General features: G+C 66.8%; 18 protein-coding genes and 1 pseudogene. 10 read left to right on the top strand and 9 right to left on the bottom strand.

The window, feature by feature from the left end; translation table 11 throughout:
- The first annotated feature begins 148 nt into the window (after positions 1–148).
- The 4 genes and pseudogenes from QNJ30_20870 to QNJ30_20855 all read left to right on the top strand — a co-directional run bounded on the left by QNJ30_20870 (position 149) and on the right by QNJ30_20855 (position 4641).
- Complete coding sequence (locus tag QNJ30_20870) at positions 149–817, top strand: HAD hydrolase-like protein (protein ID MDJ0945927.1); 669 nt, start codon at positions 149–151, stop codon at positions 815–817.
- A 91-nt stretch (positions 818–908) separates the two neighbouring features.
- Positions 909–1049 (top strand): annotated as a pseudogene (locus QNJ30_20865) (IS1380 family transposase).
- Positions 1050–2295: 1246 nt separating this feature from the next.
- Entirely contained in the window at positions 2296–3237 is a 942-nt protein-coding gene (locus QNJ30_20860) for a transporter (protein MDJ0945926.1), read from the top strand.
- 123 nt (positions 3238–3360) lie between these two features.
- A complete protein-coding gene (locus QNJ30_20855) occupies positions 3361–4641 on the top strand; it encodes a hypothetical protein (GenBank protein ID MDJ0945925.1) in 1281 nt (426 codons plus the stop codon).
- Here QNJ30_20855 and QNJ30_20850 read toward each other — a convergent pair.
- The 6 genes from QNJ30_20850 to QNJ30_20825 form a co-directional block, all read right to left on the bottom strand.
- A complete protein-coding gene (locus QNJ30_20850) occupies positions 4638–5660 on the bottom strand; it encodes a GNAT family N-acetyltransferase (GenBank protein MDJ0945924.1) in 1023 nt (340 codons plus the stop codon). The two genes, QNJ30_20855 and QNJ30_20850, sit on opposite strands and share 4 nt — an antisense overlap.
- A gap of 31 nt (positions 5661–5691) precedes the next feature.
- Entirely contained in the window at positions 5692–6561 is an 870-nt protein-coding gene (gene sseA, locus QNJ30_20845; protein ID MDJ0945923.1) for a 3-mercaptopyruvate sulfurtransferase, read from the bottom strand.
- A 183-nt stretch (positions 6562–6744) separates the two neighbouring features.
- Positions 6745–7452 carry an alanyl-tRNA editing protein gene (locus QNJ30_20840; GenBank protein ID MDJ0945922.1) on the bottom strand — a complete coding sequence of 236 codons (708 nt, stop codon included), beginning with the start codon at positions 7450–7452 and terminating at the stop codon, positions 6745–6747.
- A gap of 38 nt (positions 7453–7490) precedes the next feature.
- On the bottom strand, positions 7491–8504 hold the full coding sequence (locus tag QNJ30_20835; GenBank protein ID MDJ0945921.1) for a cysteine synthase A: 1014 nt from the start codon (positions 8502–8504) through the stop codon (positions 7491–7493).
- Positions 8505–8589: 85 nt separating this feature from the next.
- The gene (locus QNJ30_20830; protein MDJ0945920.1) at positions 8590–9510 is read right to left on the bottom strand and encodes a tetratricopeptide repeat protein; all 921 of its coding nucleotides are present in this window, start codon (positions 9508–9510) and stop codon (positions 8590–8592) included.
- A 75-nt stretch (positions 9511–9585) separates the two neighbouring features.
- On the bottom strand, positions 9586–10188 hold the full coding sequence (locus tag QNJ30_20825; GenBank protein ID MDJ0945919.1) for an NUDIX domain-containing protein: 603 nt from the start codon (positions 10186–10188) through the stop codon (positions 9586–9588).
- A 172-nt stretch (positions 10189–10360) separates the two neighbouring features.
- On the opposite strand from QNJ30_20825, the gene QNJ30_20820 reads away from it, so the two are divergent.
- From QNJ30_20820 to QNJ30_20800, 5 genes are all read left to right on the top strand, one after another.
- On the top strand, positions 10361–11608 hold the full coding sequence (locus QNJ30_20820) for a bifunctional alpha/beta hydrolase/OsmC family protein (protein ID MDJ0945918.1): 1248 nt from the start codon (positions 10361–10363) through the stop codon (positions 11606–11608).
- Positions 11609–11992: 384 nt separating this feature from the next.
- Complete coding sequence (locus QNJ30_20815) at positions 11993–13702, top strand: ABC transporter substrate-binding protein (GenBank protein ID MDJ0945917.1); 1710 nt, start codon at positions 11993–11995, stop codon at positions 13700–13702.
- Positions 13703–13822: 120 nt separating this feature from the next.
- Positions 13823–14755 (top strand): ABC transporter permease, encoded by a 933-nt coding sequence (locus QNJ30_20810; GenBank protein MDJ0945916.1) that lies wholly within the window; start codon positions 13823–13825, stop codon positions 14753–14755.
- Between the two features lie 11 nt (positions 14756–14766).
- Positions 14767–15735 (top strand): ABC transporter permease, encoded by a 969-nt coding sequence (locus QNJ30_20805; GenBank protein ID MDJ0945915.1) that lies wholly within the window; start codon positions 14767–14769, stop codon positions 15733–15735.
- Positions 15736–15745: 10 nt separating this feature from the next.
- A complete protein-coding gene (locus QNJ30_20800) occupies positions 15746–17884 on the top strand; it encodes an ABC transporter ATP-binding protein (GenBank protein MDJ0945914.1) in 2139 nt (712 codons plus the stop codon).
- 33 nt (positions 17885–17917) lie between these two features.
- Here QNJ30_20800 and QNJ30_20795 read toward each other — a convergent pair whose 3' ends face one another.
- Positions 17918–18259, bottom strand: coding sequence for a PilZ domain-containing protein (locus QNJ30_20795; GenBank protein ID MDJ0945913.1), 342 nt, complete (start codon positions 18257–18259; stop codon positions 17918–17920).
- A gap of 431 nt (positions 18260–18690) precedes the next feature.
- Here QNJ30_20795 and QNJ30_20790 point away from each other — a divergent pair, with 431 nt between their 5' ends.
- A complete protein-coding gene (locus QNJ30_20790) occupies positions 18691–19257 on the top strand; it encodes a peptidoglycan-binding domain-containing protein (GenBank protein MDJ0945912.1) in 567 nt (188 codons plus the stop codon).
- Between the two features lie 42 nt (positions 19258–19299).
- On the opposite strand, the gene QNJ30_20785 is transcribed toward QNJ30_20790, so the two are convergent.
- Together QNJ30_20785 and QNJ30_20780 are read right to left on the bottom strand one after the other, a co-directional pair.
- Positions 19300–19788: an LEA type 2 family protein gene (locus QNJ30_20785; protein MDJ0945911.1), complete on the bottom strand. Its 489-nt coding sequence runs from the start codon at positions 19786–19788 to the stop codon at positions 19300–19302.
- A gap of 109 nt (positions 19789–19897) precedes the next feature.
- On the bottom strand, positions 19898–20494 hold the full coding sequence (locus QNJ30_20780; protein ID MDJ0945910.1) for a hypothetical protein: 597 nt from the start codon (positions 20492–20494) through the stop codon (positions 19898–19900).
- Between the last annotated feature and the right edge of the window lie 201 nt (positions 20495–20695).

Genomic DNA, 20695 nt, shown 5'->3' with positions numbered 1-20695 from the left:
CGCGAGGTTCTCGAGCACTACCGCAAGGCGCCGGGCGGAGGGCTGGGGCACCAGGAGCTGAACGCGCTGGAGCTCACCGACCTCCAGCTCGACCAGATCGCCGCTTTCCTGGGCACCCTGACCGGTCCGGCCCCGAGCGCCCCCCCGGATGCGACGGAAAACGCGACACAGTGACGACGCGGACGCCGCCGGAGCCGGTTTCTCCGCGCACTATGACGCTGTCGTCTTCGACCTCCTGACGGCGCTGATCGACTCCTGGTCCCTGTGGAACCGCATCGCCGGCTCCGAGGAACTCGGTCTGCGCTGGCGCAAGGCCTACCTCGGGCTGACCTACAGCGCCGGCGCCTACCGGTCTTACGAGGACATCGTGGCCGAGGCGGCCGAGGCCGTCGGACTGCCGCCCTCGGCACCGAAGGACCTGCTCTCGCGCTGGGGCGAGCTGACGCCCTGGCCCGAAGCGCCGCAGGTGCTGGAGGCGCTCGCCCGGCGCGCCGACTTGGCGGTGGTCACCAACTGCTCGGAGATGCGCGGCCGTCTGGCGGCCCTCCGGGTCTCACGGCGCTTCAGTGTCATCGTCACGGCGGAGGGTGCGGGCTTCTACAAGCCGCGCCGCGAGCCCTATGCCATGGCGCTTGCGGCCCTCGGCGTCGCGCCAGAGCGCAGCCTCTTCGTGGCCGGATCGGCCGCGGACCTGCCCGGCGCCGCCGCCCTCGGCATGCCGGTCTACTGGCACAACCGCCTCGGCCTGCCGGCGGACGACGAGGCCGCGCCGCGTTTCCAGGAATCCTCGCTGGATCGCCTGCTCGAGGTGGTCTGAGCGCGGCAGCGCAGCGAGCGGGCAAGCAAACCCGGTCAAATGTGTCACTATCAACGCTCCTTGGTATTGGATCAGGTGGAGCGCGGCTCGGATGCGGACTCCGGCGGGTGAATCGGATTGCGTCCCAATTCGACCCGTTTTCAACCGCCGCCTGAAGCTAGAGTTCCATGGACCGTGGGTCAGGCCCGACGCTGGCTTGCTCGCCTATCGCGAACTCGATGATGCCCTAGGATGGCGCGCGCGAACAGGTTGTCCCTCGAGCGGATCTGGGTCACCATCAACAGCACGGGAGGGATCCACGTGGGAAATCCCGGTTTGCACAGTCAAGATCGATGCCCGTCATTAGAGTTTAGATGATCAATGTCTGGTTTTCGCCGGACGATGCTGCCATTGTCCTCAAGTGGAAGCAAACCATTAGCTTGGAAAGCTGGTGATTTATCTTGGTGCCAAGCGCGGGATTTAGCGGTGCCGTGGTGTCCGCTTGTCGATGGGATAGGAGCCTGGATAGAACCCGGATAACGCTCTTCTTTGGATCCTTAGGGATGCGCGCTCCACGCTCCTCTCTGCCTAGAACCACAAGAACAGGAGTCGTATACGCTTCCAACTAAGGCCAGATAACCGTCGTGATTACATGGGTGACCAGAATGTGTAATGAATTGAAACGGGATCGTATCAGATTGTTTCGAGGGAATAACTTGCGAACAAACAGGGTCATTATCTCCTCTCATGGCGGGCAACGAAGAGACGGCCATGCATACAATCCTCCAGGTATCACGTTCTACATGGACCCCCGCTTTGGCTCGGAAACCAGGGGGACGCTGGATGATTGGGTAACCCGATATGAAAACGATACACTCCACCCAGCTGGGGCGCCTCACGGGGCGGTTGGAGATTATGTACTAACCAAGTTTCAAGGCTATCACGACACCGAACCGCGTCCAGGGAGGCGACTGGCGCACTTTTTTAGAATTCGGCGGGCATCCGAAAGCTACCAGGACATAAGGAATTTCGTGGATTCCAACGATCATGTTCCAATTGACGTCGTCACGATACGCAATGTAAGGGCCAATAGGAACGGTATGTACTTGTCTGACGTAATCGATGAGTTAGGACGGGTGGCACCACTAAGATATACTGAAGTAGTATTGGCATTCTGCCTTGTGCCGCCGGGATATGGCGGTTACGTCGACATGCTAACCGGAGAACCCTATTGACCGGTATCCTCTAGAGGCGGTGTTTTATATTCAACACGTCTTTCTGTTCCGACGATCATATTCCCCAATCCACCGCCTGCTCTTTCCAGCATAAGTGCAGCGCCAGGACTTGGACTAAGTTCACGAGGCAGGGGCCGAGTTCAAGGCAAGCCCTTCGACAATTGCGTGAATCGGATAGCTCCATTCCGGCCAGTGAAATAGCATCCAAGGCAAATGGCCGGGGGATTTACCTCCGGGAACAGGGGTTGGGGGAGGAGCAATCTGATGGGAAACCGCCATCGTGCGGCCATGGCGGCCGGGGTCCTGATTGTCTTGGCGGTGACGGCCGCAGTGGGCGAGGTGAGGGCTGAAGAGGGGCAGCCCGGTTTCCTCGGCCTCGACCTGAAGGGGTCCTTGGGCGAGGGGCGGCACAGCCGCTATGTGCCGCCGGTGACCAACCCGATCCTCAACGAGACGCCCTACATCACGACTGAGGCGCGGGCCTTCTATTTCTACAACGAGATCCCGAACGACTTCGTGACCGAGGGCGGCCATATCAACCTCGTCGCTCTACAGCTCCGCCTCGCGCTCACGGAGCGGCTCGGCTTCATCGCAACCAAGGACGGCTACGTCGACGCCTACTTCGACGAGGTGCTGGAGGACGAGGACGGTTTCGCCAACATCGCCTTGGGCTTCAAGTACGCGCTCTATTCAGAGCCCGAGACGGAGAGCCTCTTGACGGCAGGACTGCGCTACGAGATCCCGATTCAGAACCTCGAGACCGGCGGCATCGAGTTGCAGGGCAACGGTGACGGCTTTCTCAATCCCTTTGTCAGCGGAACGCGAAGCTTCGGCGATTTCGGGCTGCAAGCGAGCATCGGCGCCAACCTGGCGCTGCGTCCCTCCGAAGACACCTCCATTCTCCACTATTCCCTGCATGCCGACTATGAGGTGTTGCCGGGTCTTTTCCCGATCTTCGAGGTCAACGGCTACACGGCCGTCGACAACGGCAACCGGTCCAAGGGCGCGATCGGCCAATTGGACGGTTTGGATGCCCTGAACTTCGGCAGCGAGGATCGGGATACGACGGTGGTGGTCGGCGGCGGGCTGCGCTATCAGTTCAACGACAATATCCAGATCGGCGCAGGCGCGGAAACACCCGTCACCGAGGACGACAACACGATCATGGAATACCGCCTCTACTTCGATGCGGTGCTATCGTTTTGAGCCCGCTCCACCAATCGGCCCATCATCGCAGCAAAGCCAAAAGTGGACCTTAAGACCTCCAGAACCTTCGGTTGATAGGGTGATCCGCGCAGCGGCGGCGTTCTAGTAGTTCCGGGGAATTCCATGGTCGAGGGCTTCGGCTGGTGGCTGGCTCTACCGAAAGTAGACATGCTGGTCAATCGGGCCAGCGGCCAGAGGCTCCGTCGTATTGGGCCGGGCCGGGTTGAGGACGATCCGGCGGCGGAAGGCTGGTTTCGTTTCGAGTATCGGGATGACGAGGTCGGCTACCCGCTCATCTGCCGGCTGACCGAGAGCCGCTACATCAACCCCCTCAAGCCGTGCGACAAGTTCTCGGGCCAGATCCTTCAGGTCGATCACAATCGCTCGGCCTCCTTGTGGCGGCGGGAAAGGGGCAGTGAGACGGAGGTGCCGCCCTATGGCCTCTGGCGCCGGGTTGACGACTGCATCACCGATGCCTTTCCCTGCTGGCCAGGGAAGGGGTCCGGCGAACCGGCCTGGCAGCAGGTCGGCCTTCGCGGCGGCTGGCTGAATGGCGGCTGGCAGGACCGTCTGTTCCGGACCTTTGCGCCCCTGACTCCCGATATCAGGCAGGGCGTCGAAAGGGGGCTTCACACCCTGACAGCGGAGACGCCCGCCATGGCCCCCTTGGACGAGGCGCCACCATCACCCTGGCGCTTCCATCCCTATCCAGCTGATGCGCCGCCGCCCGGGGAGAACTGTTGTTTTCCTCTTCCCGAACTCATCAGAGTGTTCGATCTGCCCGACGAGGCGGGCTATCGAGTTCTCGGGCCCAGAGACAACCCGGGGTTTCTTTACACTCACCGGATCGCTCCAGCCGGCCAAGCGCTTCCTAGCATCGAGGGGCGCGCGCCTTACCTGCGCAGCGCGGATGGTGCCCGGATCCTTTATCCGAGGAGCGCGACCCGTGATGATCAGCAGTTCGGCATCGAGAGCTTCACGTTCGAGTACGTCGACGACGACGTGATGGTCACGCTTATGAGGGCCCGGAACGAGAGCCTGGAGCCGCAGGCGGCCTGGACGGTCGACCTAATGCAGATGAGGGGCTGTGCACGTCGCGAGGAGGACCGCTTCAGGTATCGGATCCGCCATTTTCCCTCTGCCCCACCGTCACAATGGACCTGGGGCAACCACGCGCCGACCTACGATCTCTGGCGGCGGCTGAGCACGGAGCTGAGCAGCGCCTGGCTGTCTTGGAAGGGCTCCGACTTCCGGGCGCCGCAATGGTCCCGGCGGCTCGCCCTCAGGAAGACGGCATCGGTGACGCTCCGCTACAACTATCTCGGCGGTATCTGGCCTGCAGGGGAGTATTGCACGGCGCGCCTGCTCGATGAGGGTAAGCCCTCCGAAGACGCCCCTATCTAGACCGGGATCACCCCGGTCACGCGGGGGTCGTCGATGACCTTCTCTTCTTGCTTGTAGGGCTTGAAGCCGAGCTGCTGGTAGAGGGGCAGGGCCTTGGGGTGGTCGAGGTCGCAGGTGTTGACCAAGAGCCGCCTTGGCTCGTAGCTCCAGGCCCGCTCGATGGCCCAGGCCAGGAGGTAGCGGCCCAGGCCGCGGCCGATGAAGAAGGGCATCATGCCGAAATAGGAGAGCTCGATTTCAGTGCCTTGGCGGCGGTCCAGTTCGGCGAAGCCGGCCGGCGCGCCCTCGGCGTAGAGCACGTAGACCTCGACCCGCTCGTCCTCCAGGATCCGCGCCAGGTCGGCCTCGGCCATGACCCGCCGCTCATACCACAGCCAGGGTCCGCCCACGGTGTCGTAGAGGAAGCGGTAGAAGGGCACCGGCGGGTTGTGGGCGCGGAGCAGGGCGATGGTGGTCTCGGCCGGGTGCAGGACCTGCGGCAGACTGGGCCGCTCGGTCATCTCCAGGTAAGTGACCGTGACCGCGAGCTTGCCCTCGCCGGGGTTCTCGGAGGCGAGTCCTTCGGGCGCGGCGGCGCCCGCGACCAGGCGCCGGCGCATGATGTGGCGGGGCTCGGTCGTGTAGTCCAGGTGCTCGCAGAAGCGCCGGGCCTCCAGCCGGCCGGCCGGGATCAGGACCTGGGCGCTCTCGGCGCCGCGTTTCTTCAGCCAGCGCTCGGCGAAGCGCAGCATGCGCCGGCCGTAGCCGTCGCCGCGCAGCTCGGCATCGACCGCCAGGTTGTAGATCGAGCCGCGGCCGCCGTCGAAGGCGACGCAGAGCCCGGCGACGACCTTGCCGCGATGCTGACCGACCAGGACCTCGGCGTCCGCGGCGGCGCGGAAGTTCCTGAGGTCGGCCAGTGGATCGTCGCCCTCGGCGAGAACGCCGCCGGCCTGCCAGAGCGCGAGCAAGGCCCGGTCGTCCGCCGGCTCGGCCGGGCGGATCTTCAGGTCGGGCAGCTCGTCGTCCTCGGTGGTCATTTCGGGTCGGCCATGCCGGAGCTCGCCGGGGCTAGCGGCTGCTGCCGGGGCCGACCTCGACCGGGGTGTCGCCGGGCCGGCCCCATTCGGCCCAGGAGCCGTCGTAGACCGCGACCTCCTTGTGGCCTGCCAGGTGCAGGCCCAGTGCCAGGACCGCGGCGGTGATGCCGGAGCCGCAGGTGGTGATCACCGGCCGGGCCATGTCGATGCCGGCCGCCTCGAAGCGCTCGCGGAGCTGGGCCGGCTTCAGCAGGGTCCGGCCGTCCTCGGCCAGGAGCTCGTTGAAGGGCAGGCTCAGGCTGCCCGGGATGTGGCCGCCGCGCCGGCCCGGCCAGATCTCCGGCTCGGTGCCCTGGAAGCGGCCGCGGGAGCGGGCGTCGAGGAGTTGCTCGCGCTTGCTTTCGATGTTGTCCAGGACCTGGTCCCGGTCGCGCACCATCAGGGTGTTCATGCGAGCGCTGAAGTGGCGCTCGCCGGGGCGCGCCGGGCCGTCCTCGCTGGGCCGGCCCTCGTCGAGCCACTTGGGCAGGCCGCCGTCCAGCACCGCGACGTCGTCGTGGCCGAAGAGCCGGAACATCCACCAGACCCGCGCCGCGCTGCGCAGGCCCTGCTGGTCGTAGACCACGATGCGGGTGCCGTCGCCGAGGCCGAGCTTGCGGACCCGGGAGGAGAACTTCTCCGGCGCCGGCAGCATGTGTGGCAGGTCGGAGGCGGAATCGGCGATCTCGTCGATGTCGAAAAAGACCGCGCCGGGGATGTGGGACCCCTCGAAGCGGGCGCGCGGGTCCCAGTCTTCGTTGGGCAGGGCGAGGGTGGCGTCGACCACCCGGACGTCGGGCGCGCGCAGGTGGTCGGCCAGCCAGTCGGTGGAAACCAGGGAGTCCTGGATCGCTTGGGTCATGCTTCGGCTCTATCTCTCGTGATTTGGTTGGGTTGTCCGGAGGCACGGTTGGCGCGCCGCCCACTCGGCTGTCATGCCCGGACTTGATCCGGGCATCCATCGGGACGCCCGCTCCATGGATGGCGGGATGAAGTCCGGCCATGACAGCGAGGGGATTTCCGATACCGTGCTCATCCTCTGCGGCTACTCCGCGAAGAGGATGTTGACGCGGCGGTTCTGGCGGCCCTTGTTCTCGATCTTGCCGATCGCGACCGGGCCGATCTCGCCGGTGCGGCGGACGTGGGTGCCGCCGCAGGGCTGCAGGTCGACGCCCTCGATCTCGAGCAGCCGGACCTTGCCGTGGCCGCTGGGCGGCTTGACCGACATGGTGCGCACGAGCTGCGGGTTGGCCTGCAGCTCCGCGTCGGTGATCCAGCGCGGCTGCACCGGATGGTCCTCGGCGATGATCCGGTTGAGGGCCGCGGTCAGGGCCTCCTTGTCGAGCTGGGTGTCCGGCAGGTTGAAGTCGAGCCGGCTCTTGGCCTCGCCGACCTGGCCGCCGGTCACGTCGCCTTCGATCAGGGAGCAGAGGATGTGCATGCAGGTGTGCATCCTCATGAGCCGGTGGCGGCGCGCCCAGTCGATCTCGGCGGTGACTGCGGTGCCGGGCGCGGGCAGAGCGGCGCCTTCCTCGGGGATGTGCAGGACGTCGTCCAGGCTCTCGCCCTTGCGCGCGTCGACGATCCGCAGGGTGTTGCCGTCGGCCAGGCGCAGGACGCCGCTGTCGCCCGGCTGGCCGCCGCCCAGCGGATAGAAGACGGTCCGGTCGAGCCGGATCCCGGCCTCGTCCGCCGAGACGACCTTCGCTTCGCAGGACCGCTGGTAGGCGTCCTCGCGGAAAATCGGCTCCATCGCGCTCTCTCCCACTCGTCGTTCGCCCGCGTCCCGGGTCAGGCCGCGCCCCGCTCCAGCCAGGCCGGTACCGGCAGGCCCTTCTCCCGCAGGAAGGCCGGGTTCAGGAGCTTGCTCTGGTAGCGCGTGCCGTAGTCGCAGAGGATGGTCACGATGGTGTGGCCCGGGCCCAGCTGCTTGGCCAGGCGAAGGGCGCCGGCGACGTTGAAGCCGCTGGAGCTGCCCAGGATCAGGCCCTCGCGCTCCATCATGTCGAAAACCAGCGCGACCGCCTCCGCGTCGGAGATCTGGAAGGGCGCGTCGACCTCCAGGTCCTGGAGGTTGCCGGTGATCCGGCCCTGGCCAATGCCCTCGCTGATCGAGCTGCCCTCGGCCTTCAGCTCGCCGGTGGTGTAGTAGCTGTACATGGCGGCGCCCGGCGGGTCGGCGAGGCCGATGACGATGTCCTTCTTGCGCTCCCTGAGCGCCCGGCTGGTTCCGGCCAGGGTGCCGCCGGTGCCGATGGCGCAGACGAAGGCGTCGACCCTACCGTCGGTCTGGTCCCAGATCTCCGGGCCAGTGCCCTCGTAGTGGGCGCGCCGGTTGGCCGTGTTGTCCCACTGGTTGGCGTAGAGCACGCCTTTGGGCTCCTCGGCGGCCAGCTCTTCGGCCAGTCGGGCGGCCTGGTGGACGTAGTTGTTGGGGTCGCGGAAGGGCACGGCCGGGACCTCGATCAGCTCGGCGCCGCAGAGCCGCAGCATGTCCTTCTTTTCCTGGGACTGGGTCTCCGGGATCACGATCATCGTGCGGTAGCCCCGCGCCCGGGCGACCAGGGCCAGGCCGATCCCGGTATTGCCCGCGGTGCCTTCGACGATCACCCCGCCCGGCTTCAGCGCGCCGCGCGCCTCGGCGTCCAGGACGATGTACTTCGCCGCCCGGTCCTTGACCGAGCCGCCGGGATTGAGGAACTCGGCCTTGCCCAGGATCTCGCAGCCGGTTTCCTCCGAGAGATGACGCAGGCGGATCAGCGGCGTGTTGCCGACCGCCCCGACGAAGCCGTCGCGGATGTCCAAGGATGCCCCTCCATCAATTCCTTTTGCGTCTCTGCCCTGGCAGCGATGCTAGCCCCGGCACCCGGCGAAGACAATCGGCCCCGCTTCACAAGTCGTTGCAGGGCAGGGGCTTGCCGTACTCCGTGAAGAAGAGCGCCTGGCCAGGGCCCTCGGCCTTGCAGAACCATTGGTAACCGCGCTCCTCGTCCCTCTCCACGACGCGCCCCGAGAGGTACATGCGGCCGAGCTCGATCTGGGCGCTGGGAAAGCCGTTCTCTGCCGCCCGGGTGATCAGCTCGAGGCCGTGCTGCGGATCCTTCTCGACCCCCCGGCCCATGACGAAGGCGTTGCCCAGGGCCAGCCTGGAGGCGTCGTGGCCTAGCGCGACCGCTTCGCCGAACAGGGCCGCGGCACGCTCGAGGTCCGGCCAGAGCCCGTAGCCGCCGTTGGAGTAGAGCACGCCCTGCAGGTAGAGGGCCTCGGCCAGGCTCTGGGCCGCGGCGCGCTCCAGCCAGGGCAGGGCCGCGCGCAGCCGCGCGCCGTCGCCGCGCTCCTCGCTGAGCAGGGCGAGGGCCAGCTTATGCTGTCCCTGGGCGTGGCCGAGCGCGGCCGCCTTCTCGTAGTGGGTGCGGGCGGCGGCCGGGTCGTGGCCGTCCCAGCCCTGCCGCTCGTAGGCGAGGCCGAGGTAGAACTCGGCGGCGGCGTAGTCGGACTCCGCCGCCTCCGACAGCGGCTCCAGCGCCTTGACGGGAAAGCCCTGGAACAGCAGGGCGCGGCCGAGCTGGAGCTTGAGCCGGGGCGCCTCGGGCTGCGCCGCCAGCGCGCGCCGGCAGGCCGCGACCGCCTCGGCGGCGTTGGCCTCGGTCAGCGCCTGGGGCACGATCAGGCGGCGGGTATCCCAGGGATCGGCGGCCAGGCGGTCGCAGTCGGTGATCTCCGCTGCTGCGGCCGGCGGCAGGAAGAGCAGGGCGGCGGCGACGGCCAGGGCGGCACGCCGGTTCCCGTCGAGTCCTGCGGCTGTGGACATGGCTCTGCGGGCCTCCCTGGCGGCGTGCTGGACGGAATGTAGGATCGGGCTCGGCCCCTGGCCAGGGGGGTCGGCTCACACGGACCAGCGGGCGCGCAGCGCGTCGCGGTTCAGCAGCAGCCACTGCAGGGCGATCAGGCCGGTGGCGTTGGTCACCTTGTTGGCCGCCAGCAGGGCGGGCAGCTCGGCGAAGGGAACGACCAGGACCTTGATGTCCTCGCCCTCGTGCTCCAGGCCGTGGATGCCGCCGGCGCCGGTCGCGTCGACCCGGCCGCAGAACAGCCGCACGGTTTCCGACACCGCGCCCTGGCTGACCAGGAAGTCGGTCATCGGTGCCAGGTCGAGCAGGGTCAGCCCGGCCTCCTCCCGGCTCTCGCGCCGGGCGACCTCCTCGGCCGTCTCGCCTTCGTCGATGATTCCGGCGACGACCTCGAGCTGCCAGGGCGCCCAGCCGGCGGCGTGGGCGCCGACCCGGAACTGCTCGATCAGCACCACTTCGTCGCGGTCCGGGTCGTAGGGCAGGACACCGACTGCATGGCCGCGCTCGAAGACCTCGCGGGTCAGCTCCTGGGTCCAGCCGCCGTCGTGGCGCCGGTGCCGCAGGCGGTAGCGGTCGACCCGGAAATAGCCCTGGTAGACGGTCTCGCAGGCCAGGACCCGCACGTCGTCGGCGTTCATCGGATCTCCTTCCGCTTGGGGCCGCTTGGGGCCGCTTCGGGGCGCGCAACGACCCTTTTCGGGCCCCTGTCGCCCGACCGCACGCTGGTGTAAAGCTTGGGCCCGGGATACCCCGCCGGCGGCCGAGTCGGCAACGCTCCCGGGTTCCGCGACGCAGGAAAAGGAGGCGAGGATGGCCGGAGGCAGCGAGAAGGTGACCTTTGCCGGCGCTCAGGGCGACCAGCTCGCGGCGCGGCTGGACCTGCCGGAGGGCGAACCCAAGGCCTACGCGCTCTTTGCCCACTGCTTCACCTGCACCAAGGACATCTTCGCGGCTTCACGGATCGCCGCGGCCCTGGCCGCACAAGGCATCGGCGTCCTGCGCTTCGACTTCACCGGGCTCGGCCACAGCGAGGGCGAGTTCGCCAACACCAACTTCTCCTCCAACGTCGCCGACCTGATCGAGGCGGCGGACTTTTTGAGGGAGACCCGCCAGGCGCCGAAGATCATCGTCGGCCACAGCCTGGGCGGGGCCGCGGTCCTGGCCGCCGCGCCGCGGATCCCCGAGGCGGTGGCCGTGGTGACCATCGGCGCGCCCTCGGCCCCGGCCCACGTCCAGCACCTCTTTCACGGCGCCCTCGAGCAGATCGAGGCCGAAGGCGAGGCCGAGGTCGAGATCGCCGGCCGGCCCTTCCGCGTCAAGCGGCAGTTCCTGGAGGACATCTCGCAGCAGCGGCTCTCCGAGGCGCTGGGCAGGCTGAAGAAGGCCTTGCTGGTGTTCCACGCGCCGCGCGACCAGACCGTCGGCATCGAGAACGCTGGCGAGATCTTCGCCGCCGCCAAGCATCCCAAGAGCTTCATCTCGCTGGACGATGCCGACCATCTGCTGAGCCGCAAGGCGGACGCGGTCTACGTCGCCGAGGTGCTCTCGGCCTGGGCCGGCCGCTACCTTGACGGCGCGGCCCCCGCGGCGTCCCTGGCGCCGGAGCCCCCGGCCGCCGAGGGCGCGGTGGTGGTGAGCGAGACCGGGGAGGGGCCTTTCGCCCAGCGAATCGCCGCCGGCCGGCACGTCCTGCGCGCCGACGAGCCGCCCGCAGTCGGCGGCAGGAACAGCGGCCCGACCCCCTACGACCTGCTGCTGGCCGCGCTCGGGGCCTGCACCTCGATGACCCTGCGCATGTACGCCGGGCGCAAGAAATGGCCGCTGGAGAAGGTCTCGGTCGCCCTTCGCCACGAAAAGATCCACGCCCAGGATTGCGCCGACTGCGAGACGAAGGAGGGCCGGGTCGACCGGATCGAGCGCGAAATCGCCATCACCGGGCCGCTCGATGCCGAGCAGCGCCAGCGCCTGCTGGAGATCGCCGACAGGTGCCCGGTCCACCGGACCCTGGAAAGCGAGGTCAAGGTCGTCACCGCCCTGGCGGCCGAGCCCCCGGCCTAGCCGCGCCCCCCGCGAGGGTCGCTGGTGCTAAAGCCGATGTCGGCGGTAGGAAACTTGAGGGTGACGGCCCGCCCTAAGGTTTGTTAGGGTCTTGTTATAGGACAACGGCTTAATAAAAAAACGCGGCCGGCAAGTGATCGGCCGGGGACAGGGAGACGAGTGCAAGCCGGCGGCGCACGGGAAACGACCTTCTTTGGTCCTGTCGTTGTGAGCGTCTGTCACCATGCGGCGGCCGGAGCTTTGGCCGGGCCGCCCTCCGGTCTAATTCAAGGACTTGGCGAGACCCGCTCGAGCATCGGCTCGGGCCCAGCGACGGCCCGGCCGTCCGGGCCCGTGGCCCCGGCTCGAAGCGCCCAACACCTTCCACCGAATGGGGAGTGATCAATGACGAAAGACCTGAAGGACGAGACCGGGAAGCGAATTCATCCCTACGTCCCCGAGCTCTGCGAACAGCTTCGCAAGGGCGAAGTCGACCGCCGCGAGTTCCTGCGCACGGTCTGCCTGCTCGGCGTCTCGGCCGGCGCCGCCTACGGCATGGCCGGCCAGATCCTGGGCGAGGGCAGCCCCGTCCGCAGCGCTCTGGCCGAGCAGCCGAAGCAGGGCGGGACCCTGAAGTTCGGCATGCAGGTCCAGGAGATGACCGACACCGCGACCTTCGACTGGGTCGAGAAGTCGGACATCGCCCGGCACATCGTTGAATACCTGACCATCACCGGGCCGGACAACATCACGCGCCCCTACCTGGCGGAGAGCTGGGAGGCTTCGGACGACCTCAAGACCTGGACCTTCAAGCTGCGCCAGGACGTCAAGTGGTCGAACGGCGACGACTTCACTGCCGATGACGTGGTCTTCAACGTCCAGCGCTGGCTCGACCCGGAGACTGGCTCCTCCAACATCGGCCTCTTCGCCTCGATGGTCGAGGACATCGACTCCGGCAAGAAGGACGATCAGGGCAACCCGGTCATGACCAAGAAGATGATGGACGGGGCCGTCGAGAAGGTCGACGACCACACCGTCGCCTTCCGGATGCGCAAGCCGGAGCTTTCGATCCCCGAGAATTTCTACAACTATCCGACCGCGATCCTGCACCGGCGCTTCTCCGAGGAAGGCGGCGACCTCTCCAAGAATCCGGTCGGCACCGGCGCCTTCGAGCTGGCCTCGCACGCGGTCGGTCAGCAGGCCGTGCTCAAGCGGCGCGAGGGCTACTGGGGCGACGCGCCCTATCTGGACGAGATCCAGTACGTCGACCTCGGTGAGGATCGCTCGGCCTGGCTGGCGGCCCTGGCCTCCAGGCAGGTCAACGGCATCTACCAGTTCGACGTCAACCAGCTCGACGTCGCGGAGCAGATCCCGGGCGTGGTCGTCTCCACGGCGGTGACTGCGCAGACGGCGGTGGCGCGCATGCAGATGGACAAGACGCCCTTCGACAACAAGAAGCTGCGCCAGGCGATCCAGGCCTGCGTCGATCACGACGCGATCCTGCAGATCGCCTATCGCGGCAAGGGCGCGCCCGGCGAGGATCACCACGTCGCGCCGATCCATCCGGAGTACGCGGAGTTGCCGCGGCTCAAGCAGGACTACGACAAGGCCAAGCAGCTCCTGAAGGAGGCCGGCCACGAGGGCGGCATCACCCTGCCGATCGACGTCGGCAACACCAGCGGCAACTGGGAACTCGACGCCATGCAGGCCTTCAAGCAGCAATGCGCACCGGCCGGCATCAACATCGAGCTGAACGTCATGCCCAGTTCCCAGTACTGGGACATCTGGGACAAGACGCCCTTCGGCTTCACCTCCTGGACCCATCGCCCGCTGGGCGTGATGGTCCTGAACCTGGGCTACCGCTCGGGCGTGCCCTGGAACGAGGCGCACTACAACAACCCCGAGTTCGACAAGGCCCTCGACGAGGCCAGCGCGACCTTGGACGTCAACGAGCGCCGTAAGGTCATGGTCAAGGTCCAGCAGATCCTGCAGGACGACGCCGTGATCATCCAGCCGCTGTGGCGCGGCGTGTTCTCGGCGGTGACCGAGAACGTCCGGGGCTATCAGACCCACCCGACCCTCTACCACCAGTTCAACAAGGTCTGGCTGGCCTAGGGTCGCGACAACGACAAGCGGGGGCGGCGAAGCACCGCCCCCGCACAGGGTCGCCCGCTCCGGGGGGATCGCGGCGGGCGCACCTTCAGGGGTGAGGCGACACAGGGGAGACCGTGGTTCATGCTCATCTTCATCATGCGCCGAATAGGCTCGATGGTGCTGACCATGGTGGTCGTCTCCATCCTGCTTTTTCTTTTGCTCGAGCTTCAGCCGGGGAACGTGGCGACCAAGGTCCTGGGGCCTTATTCCTCGCAAGAGCAACGCGAGATCTGGCTGGAGAAGAACGGCTACAACGATCCCCTTTACGAGCGTTATTTCCGCTGGCTGGGCAATGCGGTGGTCGGCAACTTCGGTGAGTCGATCAAGTACAAGACCGAGGTCAGCGAGGTGCTCTGGCCGCGGCTGGGCAACACCGCGATCCTCGGCGCCGCGACCATGGCGGTGGTGATCCCCTTGGCCCTGGTATTGGGCGTGCTGGCCGGGATGCGGGAGGGATCGAGGACGGACCGGAACATATCGGTCCTCTCGATCATAACGACCTCGGTGCCCGAGTTCGCCAGCGCGCCGATGCTCCAGGCGCTCTTCGTCTTCTATCTGGCCTGGCTTCCGGGTACGAGCTCGATGATCGGCGGCTTCAATCCGGTCGAGCTGATCCTCCCGGTCATGGTCCTGGTGCTCTACGACTTCGGCTACGTGACCCGCATGACCCGGGCCTCGATGGCTGAGGTCATGACCACCCACTACATCCGCACCGCGGTTCTCAAGGGCCTGCCCTACAAGATGGTGATCGTGAAGCATGCCCTTCGCAACGCGCTGATCGCGCCCTTCACGGTGATCATGCTGCAGATCAACTGGCTGCTGTCCGGTGTGATCGTGGTGGAGTTCTTCTTCGCCTACAAAGGCTTCGGGTTCCTGATCCTGGATGCCTCGCTCAACAAGGACATCTTCCTGATCGAGGCCTGCGCCATGGTCGCCGTCTTCGTCGCGGTCGCGACCCAGGCCATCGCCGACATCGGCTACACCTATCTCAACCCCCGAATCCGGTTCAGCTGAGGGAGGCGATCGTGGCGGATCAAACCATCGACGCCCTGCGAGGCGAGCCCATTCTTCTCCGGATGCTGAAGGCCGTCGCCCTGCTACGGGAGAGCTACGTCGGGATGATCGGCGCCGGCCTGGTGCTGTTCTGGGTGCTGGTCGCAGTCTTCGCGCCCTTGCTGGCACCCTTCGATCCCCTGGCGACCTTGCAGCCCTTCGCCAAGCCGGGCGACCCCTATGCGCTCGCCCCCGGCAAGCTGTTCAACGGCCAGGCAGTCGAGGAGATCTGCACCCTGATCGAGGAGGGCAAGAACCAGGGCAAGTACGGCTGCGCCACCTTCTTGCTCGGCACCGACCAGGTCGGCCGCGACATCCTGAGCCGCATCATCTTCGGCACGCAGCGGGTTCTGCTCTTCGCGCCCTTGGCAACCATCTGCGCCTACGCCGTGGGCATTCCCATGGGGCTGGCCGCCGGCTACCTGCGCGGCAAGACCGACTCGATCCTGTCCTTCATCTCCAACGTGATCCTGTCCTTCCCGGTCCTGGTGCTCTATGTCATCATCATCGCGACGATCGGCGCCTCGGGCACCAACATCGTGATCGCGGTTACCTTCGCCTCCGCGCCCGGGATTATGCGCATCGTGCGCGGGCTGGTCCTGGACCTGCGCAACCGCGAATACGTCTTCGCCGCCCAGACCCGGGGCGAGAGCGTGTGGCGGATCATGTTCGTCGAGATCCTGCCCAACGCCCGCGGCCCCTTGATCGTCGATTCCTGCCTCCGGCTGGGCTACACGATCATCACTATCGGCGTGCTCGGCTTCCTCGGCCTGGGCCTGCCGCCGCCAAACCCGGACTGGGGCGGCATGATCAACGAGACCCGCCAGATGGCGATGGTCGCGCCGCATATGGCGGTCTTCCCCTGCGTCGCGATCTCGTCGCTCGTGCTGGGCTTCAACCTGCTGGCCGACGGCCTGCGTGAAATCTCGCTCAGGGATTGAGGAGGGCGGCATGACCGGCAATGGCGTGGACTACGACGGCCCGATCCTAGAGTGCCGCGGCCTCTGCATCTCCTATTTCACGCGGGCGGGGGAGATCCCGGCGGTCATCGACTTCGACCTGACCCTCGAGAAGGGCGGCAGCGTCGGCCTGGTCGGCGAGTCCGGCTGCGGCAAGTCGACGGTCGCCATGGCGATCATGCGCTACCTGGGCAAGAACGGCGGCATCGTCGGCGGCGAGGTGCTCTACAAGGGCCGCAACATGGCCGACTTCAGCGAGGAGGAGTTGCGCCAACTGCGCGGCAACGAGATCTCCATGGTCTACCAGGAGCCCATGGCCTCGCTGAACCCCAGCCTGACCCTGGGCAGGCAGCTGATGGAAGTGCCGCTCTGCCACGAGCAGGTGACCGAGAAGGAGGCCTACGACCGCGCCGCCAAGATGCTGGCCGACGTCAAGCTGCCCGACCCGCAGCGGGTCATGGCCGCCTATCCGCACCAGATCTCGGGCGGCCAGCAGCAGCGCGTGGTGATCGCCATGGCGCTGCTCTCCAACCCGACCCTGCTGCTGCTGGACGAGCCGACCACGGCGCTGGACGTCACCGTCGAGGCCGGCATCATCGAGCTGATCGGCGAGATCGCCGAGCGCTTCCACACCTCGATGATCTACATCTCCCACAACCTGGGCCTGATCCTGGAGACCTGCGACCGGGTCAACGTGATGTACTCCGGCCAGGTGGTGGAAGAGGGCACGGTCGGCGAAGTCTTCGATGAGATGCGCCACCCCTACACCAAGGGTCTGTTCAGCGCGATCCCTCTGCCCGGGGCCGACAAGACCGCGCGGCCCTTGGTGCCGATCCGCGGCCAGCTGCCGCTGCCGCACGAACGGCCGAGCGGCTGCTACTTCGGCCCGCGCTGCGATTTCTTCGCCGAGCGCCGCTGCGACCAGGGCCTGATCCAAATGGAGGGCGTCTCCGGCGCGGAGGGCCACCGGGTGCGCTGCCTGCGCTGGCAGGAGATCGACTGGGCGGCCTATCGCCCCGAGGGCCTGAGCGGCGAGGAGATGGCGCCGGGCCAGCCGGTCCTCAAGATCGAGAACATGAAGAAGTACTACGAGATCACCGACAACTCGATCGCGGCGATCATCAGGGGCGAGCGGGTCAAGTACGTCAAGGCGAACGAAGACATATCCTTCGACGCCCGGGAGTGCGAGACCGTGGCCATCGTCGGCGAGTCCGGCTGCGGCAAGTCGACCTTCGCCAAAGTCCTGATGGGCCTGGAGACCGCGACCGAAGGCGAAGTGATCTACCGCAACCACGACGTCGCACAGGAGCCGGTCCAGAACCGTACGCCGGAGCAGATCGGCGACGTCCAGATGGTCTTCCAGAACCCCTTCGACACCCTGAACCCCAGCCACTCGGTGGGCAGCCAACTCGCCCGGGTGATCAAGAAGTTCGGCGCCGAGACGGAGCCGTCAAGGATCAAGCAGCGGGTGCTGGAACTGCTCGACCTAGTCAAGCTGCCGCGCGATTTCGCCAAGCGCCGGCCGCGCCAGCTCTCGGGCGGCCAGAAGCAGCGCGTCGGGATCGCCCGGGCCTTCGCCGGCAACCCCGCCATGGTGGTGGCGGACGAGCCGGTCTCAGCCCTGGACGTCTCGGTGCAGGCGGCCGTGACCGGCCTGCTGATGGACATCCAGCGCAGCTACCGCACCACCCTGCTGTTCATCAGCCATGACTTGAGCTTGGTCCGCTATCTATCTGATCGCGTTGTGGTCATGTACCTCGGCCACATTGTCGAGCAGGGCAGGACCGACGAGGTCTTCTCGCCGCCCTATCATCCCTACACCGAGGCCCTGCTGTCGGCGGTGCCGATCGCCGACACCTCGATCCAGCGCAAGCGGATCATACTGGAAGGCGCCCTGCCCAGCGTGCTCGATCCGCCCTCGGGCTGTCCTTTCCACACCCGCTGCCACCGCAAGATCGGCTCGATCTGCGAGACCCAGGATCCGCCTGTGGTGGACCTGGGCGAGGGGCACCGGATCGCCTGCCACATTCCGCGCGAGGAACTGGAGAAGATGGAGCCGGTCATCGTGCTGGCGGGCGACGACAGGGCCGACGCCTCTGCGGCGCCGGAAAACAGCCCGGCTGCCGAATGATCCGGGAAGCGCCCTGACCGGACGATCGGGGCGTCAGGCGCTCCAGGCGAAGCGCCGATCCTCCGGATTCAGGATCAGGCTGATGCACTGCAGCAGGTGCTCCAACTCGCGCTCGGAGCTTTCGAAGGCAAGGCCGAGATCGTTTCCGGCCCGCCAGACCCGAAGCGCGCAGAGCTCGCCGGCTGTCGGGTGGCGAATGACGATGCGCTCCGCGTCGGGCGGCTCGCCGGCAAAGCGAAGCCTCAGGCCCTCAAGCGAGATTTCGGCAACCTGGCATTCGTAAGCGCGACCACCGGCCAGGGCGGTCACGCAGGTCGCACATTCGAGATCGAAACGAAGGCAGTGCCGCCGTTCGGCGACCTGGACAAGCTTCATTCCCTGGATTGTCATATCCTCGAGCCTGCTGTTCGGGGGGACGACTCGACTCTTGGTAAACTTTATGAACAAAGCCCTAACACAGAACACGCCGTGCCTGTGGAGAGGTCACAACGAAGTCACAACCCGGGCATTGGCCTTCGAGACCGCGATCCGCCCGAGGAGCCTCGGCTCGGGCTCCGCCGTCCGAGGCCACAAATCCCAGTCCCCTTGAAGCCTTCCGCGGGCGCCCGCCTGAAGCCTGAAGCGGCCGGGCGGCCGGTCGGAGGCGGCGGTGACGGCGACGCCGAGACCGCAGCGCGGCGGGTCGGTCAACCTTTCGTTAACGCGAGTCCTGCCATCTTCTGCATGGTTTGATCGAACGGAGGCTGCTCCGGCCTGCCGCCCTCGGGGGCGTGCGGTCCCGAGCATTTATGAACGAGGGTACGACGATGAGACACGCGAATCTCAAGCTCTTGGCGGTTTCGGCCTGTGCATTGCTGCTGGTCGGCGCAGCCTGGACCTCGGCCTGGGCCGAGGACCTGGGCTCCAAGCAGGAAGCCAAACAGGACGACGGCTTCCTCGACGGCATGGCGGAGGACGCCGGCAACTTCTTCTCCGATGTCGGCGATTTCTTCGCGGACGACGTGCCCGAGTTCTTTACCGAGGACGTACCGGCCGCCTTCACCGGCGACGACGAGTCCCAGGTCTCCGGATCTGACGACGATCCCTTCGCTGCGCCGCCCAAGCCTCTGACCGACAAGGCCGGGATCAAGGAGACCCAGGCGCTGCTGAACGCCAAGGGCTACAAGGCCGGGACCGCCGACGGCATCGTCGGGCGGAACACCCGCAGCGCCATCCGCGCCTACCAGAAGGACAACCAGCTGCGCGTCACCGGGGCGGTGACCGATCACCTCCTGCTGCATCTGCAGGGCGTGCGTCCGCCGGCGCCGAGCGTCGCCGAGGCGCCGAAGCCCGAGAAGAAAGAGCCGAAAAGCTCCTTCATCCGGGATCAGTAGCTCGGCTGTTCGGGCGCGGCGGCGCTTGCCGCGCGCGGCCGGTCAGATCGGCACGTAGATGCGGTCGTCCACGGCGTCGGGGAGCAGCTTCAGGCTGCCCTCGGACTTGAAGGGGACACGGCGGCTGCCCAGACCGTTGGTGACGTAGGCGAAGCCTTCGATCCTGAAGTCGATCGCCTTGGCCCGGCCGAGCAGGAGCACCTGACGCACCACGTCGACGATGGTGGTGGTGGCGGTGACCGGAACCTTGGCGTCGCCGAGCCGGGGCAGGGTGACCTCGGCGCTGGATTGCCCGTCGGCGAAATGCGAGTCGTTGACCTCGAGGGTCAGGGACAGGCCTTCCAGGTCGATGTCGAAGTTGTTCGGGTTGCTCACCCTGAGATCGAGCTCGAGCTGGTGCTCGAAGCCGGTGCTGTCGAGAACCCGGAGGTCCGAAAGGCTGATCCTGGGCGGCAGGACCTCCTCCTCCGGGACCGTCGCGCAAGCCGCAGGGCCGAACACCAGAAGAACCAACATCGCTAGGCGTTTCATCGCGGGCGCTCGACCTCGGGGGCGGGGTGGGACTGCCACGTCATCATAGAGCCCTACGCAGCAGCGTCGAGGTCTATCCCCGGCGCCTCGCCTCGTGCCGTGCCGCCCGTCAGCCGAAAAGGGCGTCGATCTGCGCCTGGGACATGGTGGTCTCGTCGTCCTGGGCCGGCGCGGGTCCGGGGCTCGTCGCACAGTCGGCCATCCGCTCGCTGCCGTTGACGATGGCCGCGGCGACGCCGATCAGGTCCTGGATCGCCTTGCAGGAGGACAGGACGACCAGACCGATCTGGCCGTGGTCGCCGGCCTCGACCAAGGGCTGCAGCTTGGTCAAGGTGGTGGCGATCCGCCTTTGGATCGCCTTCACGGTCAGGTCGAAGGGCAGGCGGAAGCGCTCGGGCGCGATCTCGTAGGCGCGACAGGCCAGCTCGGCAAGCGCCAGGTCGCTGCTCAGGAAATGCTCCTGATAGGTCTTGGGACGCCAGGCCAGCGCCTCTTCCAGGATGTCCGGCGCGCTGGGCACCAGCTCGATCATCATCACCGCTTCGTTGAGGTGGTTGAGGTAGTCGGTGGCCAGGAAGGTGGTTGCGTTGATGTTGCTGCCGGCCAGTTCGGCCCGCAGGGCCACCTGTTCGGGGCTGAGTGCCGGGCCGGGGCGGGCGCCGGCCCCGCCATCGACGGTTCGGGTCTGCGCGTCTGCCGTCGTCATCTGCCTGCGTCTCCAAGGTCCCGGCGGTCGTCCGGTTGCGCGCTGCGCGCGCCTCCGAAGCCCAGGCAGGCTAGCAGGCCGAGGTTAATAACCAATGCCCTCTGCACGCCGGCGTATTCACGGCCGTGACGGCCGCTCTGGTCTTTGTGCGGTCAAGAATTCGGAATGAAAATTTCCGGACTTTTAACCATATTCCGCAAT

The sequence above is a fragment of the Kiloniellales bacterium genome, assembly GCA_030066685.1.
Lineage (GTDB): Bacteria > Pseudomonadota > Alphaproteobacteria > Kiloniellales > JAKSBE01 > JAKSBE01.
Note: the sequence above shows the minus strand (reverse complement) of the source record. Positions and strands in the feature narration are given on the sequence as shown.